This window comes from Halomonas sp. DP8Y7-3, from assembly GCF_019801675.1.
Taxonomy (GTDB): Bacteria; Pseudomonadota; Gammaproteobacteria; order Pseudomonadales; family Halomonadaceae; genus Halomonas; species Halomonas litopenaei_A.
In genome coordinates this window covers 798,548-807,397 of sequence record NZ_JAHVIO010000004.1, presented here as the reverse complement: position 1 = coordinate 807,397, position 8,850 = coordinate 798,548, and the positions used below count along the sequence as shown (strand labels likewise).

The following is an 8,850-nucleotide window of genomic DNA, read 5'->3' as shown; positions in this document are numbered from 1 at the left end:
CGTTCAATCTGAGCCATGATCAAACTCTTCAGTTTAAAGTCTGATAGTCCGTTAAGCGGACCAAACTTGGCTCAAGGTTCAAACGTCTCGTTTGACGAGTCGCTTGCCTTGATATTTCAGTGACATTGTCACTGACTCATCGGCAAGCGCCCACATGAATTACCTGATCAATTTTTAAAGAGCGTGCTCTTGACTCTAGTGAGTTCAATGAGCGTCTCGCTGTTGCCGAGCGCTTTGCTCAGCGCCCTGCGAGGAAGGCGTATTCTACAGAATCGAAGCGTTTCGTCAAGCGCTTTCTTTTGCGTCCCGCAAGCGATGCTTGCAGACTTCAAAAGAGAGCGAAGCGTGCCTCAGCGCATCTTTCGATGCCCTGTCGGCGACCCCGATCAAGTGGCGAGCATTTTACCGATTTCTCGTTGCTCGTCAAGCAGTGATTTTTCCGAGAAGCTTCAGAAAGCCTTTTCAAATCAACTACTTTTACCACTCTTCACCGCCTGTGACGTTTGCTCGTCGCCGGCAGCGGATGCGTACTTTACGGATCTCGAGGCAGCTTGGCAATAGCCTGAATCAAAAAAGTTCATCGCCCTGTCTCTTCTTTGTCACACACCCGGTCATACGCTCCTGCACACGCGCTCTATCTACACTCCGTTGGCGACTTCTATCGGGGCGCCAAGCCGCACCTCTACCCATAAAGGCGCGCGCAGAAGTGTGCTATGAGTTGACGCCCCTCGGCTGGCTGGCACGATCAAGCAGCTCCAGGATTGAGTGGTACGTCAGGCCTGAGTGCTCGGTCATCCCCATTTCACAGGTTCGCGAATTGGAGACACCAAATTCGCAGCCCACCACTTGCCCCGCAAGGTCCTGCAGGGACGATGCGGTCAGCTCTGGCACCCGTAAACCCTTGTCGCCCGCAAAACCACAGCAGCTGATGCCCTCTGGAACGACAACGTCCTTGGCACATGCACGAGCCAGCGCGATAAACGCCTCAGTCAGGCCTTTGCGATGACTGGAGCAGGTCACATGAACGGCGACCTTGCTTTCCACCGGGGCGATGTCCAGGCGAGGCAGCAGATAGTCATGGGCAAACGCGACCGGCTCCTGAATCTTCAAACGCGCATCAAGGTGCTGCTCCACCTGCTGACTGCAAGGGCTGGTATCAAAGAGGATCGGCACCCTGCCGTTATGGCTTGCTGCCAAGAGCTCTCGGTTCAACTCCCTCGCCTTATGGGTGGCCTCATTTGCCATTCCCTTCGAGGAAAAGGGCATGCCACAGCACAGATGACCCGGCATTTCAGGAATGATCACGTCATAGCCGGCCTTGTCCAGCAGCGCCAGCACCACTTCCATTACCGCCCGCGCGCTGCTGTCGCGCTTGTCTGCGCCGAAGACTCGCGTAGCACAGGAGGGAAAGTACACCACTGGGTCGCGCCCCTCGCCCACCTGGGCCACGGATGACAACACGCGAATGGGGGCAGCCGCGGGAATCGACGGAATCCACTGGGGAATCCTCTTGTTGCTGACCTGGTGCAAGCCCTGGCTTGCCGTCGCCATCAGCCTGTCGCCGATCACCGCCCTTGCGACGCTTGCCCCTCGCAGGCCACTTCGTGCGACTCGGGTCACACCGGAAAAATGCCGTCCGATGCGTCTCGCCAACTGCTGCTTGCCGACATGCCGCTCTTCACGCATGGCAAGCACCAGCTCGCCGGTATTGATGCCGACGGGACAACGGGTACCACACATACCATCTGCCGCACAGGACGTATCGATGTCATAAAGTGCTGTCCGACCAAAGGCTTCCGACCGCTCCCTGTCTGCATCGGTGGGTTGCTCAAGGTTGGCCAGCCTGGCCCGCTCACGCGTCAACACGATGCGCTGGCGGGGTGTCAGCGTCAGTTCCCGGGAGGGACACACCGCTTCGCAGAAGCCACATTCGATGCAGCGATCGACGATGGCGTCAGCCTCGGGTAGAGGCTTCAAGTTCTCGAGGTGCAAGGTTGGGTTTCGGGTCAGCATGACCTCGGGATTCAAAAGATGGTCCGCATCGAACAGCGCCTTGATCTGCCACATCAGGTCATACGCTTCCTTGCCCCACTCCAATTCGACAAAGGGGGCCATGTTGCGCCCTGTGCCATGCTCCGCCTTCAGGGAGCCACCGAACTCAACCGCTACCAGCTGGGCGACGTCAGCCATCAAGGCCTGATAACGCTCTTTTTCGCCCGCGCGCTCGAAGCCCTGTGGAAAAACAAAATGCAGGTTGCCCTCAAGCGCGTGACCAAACAGCAGGGCATCGTCATAGCCATGCCGCTTGAACGCGGCGGTCAGCGCGGCAACGCCCTCCTCCAGTCGCTCGATCGGAAAGGCAACGTCCTCGATGATCACCGTCGTCCCCAGGTCGCGAACGGCACCCACCGCCGGGAACAACCCCTTGCGAACTTTCCAGTAGAGGGCGTAGCTGACGGGATCTTCAGTGAAGGTGACAGGCTCCAGCGTCATGATGCCCTCAAGGGCCTGATTGACGTCATCGATACGCGCAGCCAAGGTGTCGCCATCCTGCTCACGAACATCCACCAGCAGCGCGGTGGCACCTGACGGCAGATCACGAAGGTGCTCGGGCATCCCTGGCTGCCGCTCCACCGCGCGGAGTCCGGCACGATCCATCAGCTCTACTGCCGCCACCCCCGTACCCTTGAGCGCGATGGTCGCACGACAGGCACTGCCCAGGTCGGGGAAGAAGATCATGGCCGCTGCACGACGGGGTGGTTCTGGCACGGTGTGATACGTAATGCGCGTGATACAACCGAGAGTCCCTTCAGACCCGATCATCAGGTGGGCCAGGATGTCGACGCCATCACGGTAATCCAGCAGACTGTTCAGCGCGTAGCCGGTGGTATTCTTGAGCCGGTACTTGTGGCGAATACGCCTTGCCAGTTCGACATCGGTACGCACGCCGGCGGCCAGCCGCTCCAACCCGTCCAGCAGCACCGCGTGACTCTTGCGGAACGCCTCGACACTGGCCGTATCAGCGGTATCGAGCACAGCACCATCCAGCAGCACCACGCGGATACTGTCGAGCGTCATATAGGTATTCTGAGCGGTGCCACAACACATGCCGGATGCGTTATTCGCCGCGATACCGCCGATCATGCAGCTGGCAATGGACGCAGGGTCAGGGCCGATCTTGCGATCGAAGGGCGCCAGCAATTCGTTGGCCCTGGCACCAATGACAGCGGGCTGCAGGTCGATGCGAGCCCCATTGTCGAGCACCTCGGCACCCCGCCAACCACGGCCGAGCTGAATCAATACACCGTCGGTGATGGCTTGCCCGGACAATGACGTGCCGGCCGCGCGAAAGGTCATCGGCCAGTGCCCCTCGCGGCAGGCCTCAATCACAGAGCGCAGCTCCTGCTCGGTCTGCGGCCGCACCACCAGGCTTGGCACCAGCCGATAAAAGCTGGCATCCGTCCCATAGGCCAGGCGTCGCAATGGGTCGGTGACCAGGCGCGCTTCCGGCAGATGCTGCTTCAATCGCTCGACCAGCGAGTCCATGGAGATGCTGGGGGGTGTGGTGGAAATGGCCGTCATGATGCTCTCCCTGTCCGATGGCTAGTATTGCAGCTGTTCAGATGCAAAAACGCCACTCCTGAGAGTGGCGTTTGGCGCTTCGGGGTTAGTCAGCAGGCCTGTGTCGCGCAGAGGCGCAGCCCCGCCCTCCACAAGTAGGCCTGCTATCCTGGCACCGGTTATCAGGGCCTGACATCGACGCGAACAATGCCGCCATTGCCACCGTAGCCGGTGACCGAGACCTGGTACTCACCAGGCTCCAGCGTGGTCTCGATCAATGACCCGAGGTCGGTGCTGCCGCTGTCGTCATCCTGAAAGAAGACGCCATTACCCTCGAGCTCCAGCAGGGTATCCACGGCCTCCGACTGGGTCTCGACGCTGACCACACCAGCCTCCTCGACGACCAGGGTATAGGTCAGCTCGCCATTGACCTCAAGCTGGCCATACACCGTTTCGCCAGTGCGAATCTCACCACCGGTGCGGAAATCGCCGCTGAACGGCTGCTGTGTCAGCCTCAGTGAATAACTGCCGCTGCCACTGAAACTTTGCGCGTTCACCTGATACGTACCCGGCTCCAGTACGGCATGGATGCGCGAATTGGTGCCAGAACCGCCATCGTCGTCACTGGTGTCGACACTTCCTCCGCTCAAGCCCAGCAAGGCATCGAAGGCACTGGAGTTCAGTTCCAGCGTCACTTCAGCCGCCTCATCAAGCGTAAAGGTGTAGCCATTGCTGCCGCTGCTTCCCAGCATGCCTCGCACCGTCTCGCCTGACTGCAGTTCGCCGCTGTTTCGCAACTCACCGTCAAAGGCATTGACGCTGGACTCGAGCAGGAAGGTCCCGGCTGACGAACCCGAGTAGCTGCTGACTTCGACCCGGTAGCTGCCCGGCTCCAGCACGGTATCGATGCGGGAGTTGGTGCCACCACCGCCGTCATCATCGCTCAAGGCTACCCCGTTGCCCTCCAGATAGAGCTGGGTATCAAACGCCGAGGACGACACTCCGATCGATACTTCGGAGGCCTGTTCGATGGTCAGGGTGTAGGTATTGGGCTGCATACCACCCGCCATGCCCTGCACGGATTCGCCAGGCACGAGCTCGCCCTCGTTCTTCAACTCGCCATCAAACGGCGTCGTGTCGAGCTCAAGTGCATAGGCTCCGGACTCTCCGCCATAGCCAGTGACCACCACGCGGTAGTCGCCTGGCATGAGAACGCTTTCAAGCAGGGAATTGGTGCCGCTGCCAGTGTCATCGACATCGATGTTGGTCTGACCGCCGCGCACCTGCAGAACCGTATCGAAGTCATCTGAGCTGAGCGACAGAGTGACGTTGGTGGGCTCTGCAATAGAAAGCTCGTAGGTGTTGCTGGAAGAGGCGTCATCCAGCGTGCCGGTAATGCTGTCACCAGAACGCAGCGGACCGCTGTTGCGCTCGCCACGCGACAGGTCAGCCTGTTCCATCGTCAGACGATAGCCGCCGCCCACGCTGACGAAGTCATCTTCACAGGCAACATCCACCCGCTCCTTCACCGGCTGACCGGGCACCAGACGCACCTCATAATCGCCAGGCGTCAGGAAGGCCTCCAGCGTCTGCTGGTCATCGCCACAGCGGGCTGCCTTGTGGGATGCTTCGTTGCCTTCGAGTACCAGCGCGGCACTGGACGCGCCGGCCAGCGTCAGAGTGACCTGACGGGTGTCGTCCAGGCTGATGGGGTAACTGGCCGTCTCTTCGCCCAGAACGCCGACGACAGCCTCTCCATCCGTCAGCGACTCGGCGCCCTGTTGCTGGGAAGGTGTCAATGCATAGGGACCAAAGCCGGACATGTCGGTGCTGTTGACGACCACCAGCGAGCAACCTTCTGAGGGCCCCAACAGCAGCGATGCCGGCGCCTGCTCAGAGCTTTCCGCCCCGCCCTGCCAACGGCCACGTTCGTCATAGACCGAGAGCGTGGCGGCGAACGGCGAATCCAGCTGATACAGCTCACCCGCACCTTCGCTGCCGCAGACCCAGTGGCTTCCAAAGCGTGACCCATTGTTGAGGTTGACGCCACTTTGCGATGTCAGCTCGCCTTCAATCGGTTCGCCGGCCGCACTTTCCGGCGCCTCGATAAAGCGGCCCTGGGCAGCTGAGCTGGCTTGGCCATCATTCGCGGACTCTCCGTCCGCTCCTTCCTGACAGCCCGCCAGCAACACTGCCAGCGACAGTCCGCCGACCAGCACCACTGGGGAAAAGGAAAGGAATATCGGGCGCTTTTCGCCCAGCGGTTGTTTCGACATGCCTGCCTCCATGTAACGGGTTGCACTCCGTGCACCGACAACTATGCGATATCGGAAGCACAACACTATAGCCAACTTATATGACAAACGTCAGGGTCATCCGCGCAGGCCGACTCGGTAGTGTCGTACTTTCTTCGCGTATCGGTGCGTCAACCGTCGCGCAGAATAACTACCAACTCGCGAGGGCCGTGCACCCCGTAGGCCAGGGTCTGCTCGATGTCCGCCGTCTTGCTGGGACCAGAAATCAACAGAGCGTTGGTCGGCATGCCACTCGCCCACCCTTGATGAGTGATGACATCGAACAACGTATCCTCGATGGCGTCGACATCCAGCACCGCAATATGCAGCGGTGGCACGAGGCTCAGCAGGCGCGGCTCGTCGGCGTCGGGCCATAGCCACAGGCTACCCGTCTCAGCAATCCCGCCACGAGTTGACGTCAGCCCCGCGTCGACATGCTGAAACAGCTCCTCCTGCCAGGCCTCGATGTCGCGATCGGCATCGATCAGCTCCACCTGGTGGCTTGCCAGGGCATCGCGCGCGGCCCGGGCCACCGGATGCTGTCGCCCCAGCGCCAGCCGGCGAATCTGCTTTTCTGCCAGCACACCTGCAAGCGCATCGGTCCAATCCGCCGTGTTGCAGCGGACCACCTCGCCATGCACCGAGGTAATCCAGCGAGTGAACCGCTCCGCCCGCTCTTCACGGGACCAGCCCCGCCCTGTCACGACAGCGAAGTCACTTTCCGGTGCCACCAGAGCGCTGCCTTGGCGATCTCGCAGGCGAGCCAGGATACTGTCTCTTGCACTCATGAATCCTGCTCCTTGCGGTGACGCTTGATCAGCGTATGAAGCGACGACTTTGCTGGCTTGGGAGCCGTGCGGTACTCCGTCCATGGCCCCAGGTGAGACGGTGCCAGCCCCCTGAAACTACCGGCGATCAGACTGGCGCCGCGCCAGGCATTGGGATGCGTCGCCAGCCACTGCCAGCTTTTCCATGCGGCCACTTCCTTGCGCGACCGTTTGACGCCGGCTCCCGGCACATTACCGACTCCGTCACCGACCGCTTCACGACGCAACCGCACCAGCAGGTCGGGAATGGGGATCTTGACCGGGCAGACCTCACCACAGGCACCGCACAAACTCGATGCCGACGGCAGGTCCTTGGTGGCTTCCAGCCCCATCAGGTGAGGCATGAGGATGGCGCCAATCGGCCCTGGGTAGGTGGTGCCATAGGTATGCCCACCGACCCGAGTGTAGACCGGGCAGTGGTTCATGCAGGCCCCACAGCGGATGCAGCGCAACGTATCCAGCAGCTCGTCATCTTGATAGATCCGCGAACGTCCGCTGTCCACCAACACAAGGTGCACTTCCTTGGGCCCATCGTGCTCACCCGCCTTGCGCGGTGAACTGATCATGTTGAAGTAGGTGGTGACATGCTGACCGGTCGCCGAGCGGGTCAGCAATGCGTACAGCGGGGCAACATCCGCGAGATGCTCCACCACCTTTTCGATACCTGTCACCGCAATATGCACGGGCGGCGCCGTCGTCGTCATACGGCCATTGCCTTCATTTTCCACGAGACACAATGTGCCTGTCTCGGCGACCGCAAAATTGACCCCGGATACCCCGACATCTGCCGCCATGAATCGCTCGCGCAGTTGGGCACGTGCCGCGGCCGTCATGGCATCGACATCCCGGGTGCGTTCCGTCCCGGTGCGGTCATGCATGATGTCGGAGATTTCATCGGTATTCAGGTGAATCGCCGGCATGATGATGTGCGAGGGCGTCTGCTCGTTGAGCTGGACCAGGTACTCTCCCAAATCGGATTCCAGCGCCTCGATACCGGCCTGCTCGAGGTGAGCATTGAGGTGCATTTCCTCGGACACCATGGACTTGCCCTTGATCACCGAAGAGGCGCCATGCTGCTGGCAGATCTCCGTGATCATTGCGCAGGCCTGCTCGCCATTCTCCGCCCAATGCACGCGAATACCGTTGGCTTCGCAGTTCGCCTCCAACTGCTCCAGCAGGTCCGGCAGCTTGGACAGGGCACGCAGGCGAATATTGGCGCCAAGCTGGCGCAAGGTCTCCAGATCCCAATCTGAAAACGCCTCGCGCCGCTTGCCCATCAGTCCATCCATGGCCTTGCGGAAATTGGCACGGATCTGAGGGTTCTCCAGCGCCGCATGGGCCTGCTGATGAAACGCCTGAGGAGTGAACGTCTGTACCGGCTGGTTCATGAGGTCCTCCGCCACAGATAGGAAGCGATATGCTCACCCTTGAGCGAGCTGTCGCGATGAGCCAGGCGGCCACCGATGTTCATCAAGCAGCCGCAGTCCGAGGTGACGAAGTGATCCGCGCCTGCGGCCTCCAGCGCACGACTCTTGTCCTCGACCATGGCGCCGGACACCTCTGGATGGCGCACCGCAAAGGTTCCACCAAATCCACAGCACTCGCTGGCTCGTTCCTGCTCTACCAACTCGACATGCCCCAGGCGCTGCAACAGAGCCGGCCCGGTGTCAGCCAGGCCCATCTCACGACGCGCACTGCAAGAGGTATGCATCGCCACCTTTTCCGGGGCGCCCCTGTCGTCAAGCGTCAGGTGACAGACGTGCACCAGGAACTCGGTCAACTCGAAGACCCGGCTCGCCAACTCTGTGGCCTTCGCCTCGTCCTCGGTTCCCGCAAACAGGTCCGGGTAGTGCGTTCGCATCATGCCGCCACAGGAGCCGGACGGCACGATGATGGGCCAGGGCCCGGGAAACAGGTCGAGTTGAGCCCGCGCCACTTCACGAGCCTCACTGTGATACCCCGAGGTATAGGCCGGCTGACCGCAGCACGTCTGGTCCTGGGGGTAGATGACCTCGATGCCTTCTCGCTCCAGCAGGCGCAGGCTATCCAGCCCGGCCTCGGGATACAGCATGTCGATCAGGCAGGTCCCAAACAAGTAAACCTTGTCGGGTCGAGGAGGGTATAACTTGACGGCGGTCATGGTGGGGTCCTCAGGGTCAGGCACGGCA

Annotated in this window: 5 protein-coding genes; all 5 read right to left on the bottom strand. The window is 60.9% G+C overall.

Features of this window, described 5'->3' with window-relative positions:
• Positions 1-711 precede the first annotated feature (711 nt).
• A complete protein-coding gene (locus tag KUV86_RS08855) occupies positions 712-3,582 on the bottom strand; it encodes an FAD-binding and (Fe-S)-binding domain-containing protein (RefSeq protein ID WP_261397572.1) in 2,871 nt (956 codons plus the stop codon).
• Positions 3,583-3,743: 161 nt separating this feature from the next.
• Complete coding sequence (locus KUV86_RS08850; RefSeq protein ID WP_222484462.1) at positions 3,744-5,837, bottom strand: hypothetical protein; 2,094 nt, start codon at positions 5,835-5,837, stop codon at positions 3,744-3,746.
• Positions 5,838-5,986: 149 nt separating this feature from the next.
• Positions 5,987-6,643, bottom strand: a complete 657-nt coding sequence (locus KUV86_RS08845) for a lactate utilization protein C (protein ID WP_222484460.1) — start codon at positions 6,641-6,643, stop codon at positions 5,987-5,989.
• Complete coding sequence (locus tag KUV86_RS08840; protein WP_206942552.1) at positions 6,640-8,070, bottom strand: LutB/LldF family L-lactate oxidation iron-sulfur protein; 1,431 nt, start codon at positions 8,068-8,070, stop codon at positions 6,640-6,642. Before KUV86_RS08840 ends, KUV86_RS08845 begins: the two co-directional genes overlap by 4 nt.
• Positions 8,067-8,822 (bottom strand): (Fe-S)-binding protein, encoded by a 756-nt coding sequence (locus tag KUV86_RS08835; RefSeq protein WP_206942551.1) that lies wholly within the window; start codon positions 8,820-8,822, stop codon positions 8,067-8,069. Before KUV86_RS08835 ends, KUV86_RS08840 begins: the two co-directional genes overlap by 4 nt.
• Between the last annotated feature and the right edge of the window lie 28 nt (positions 8,823-8,850).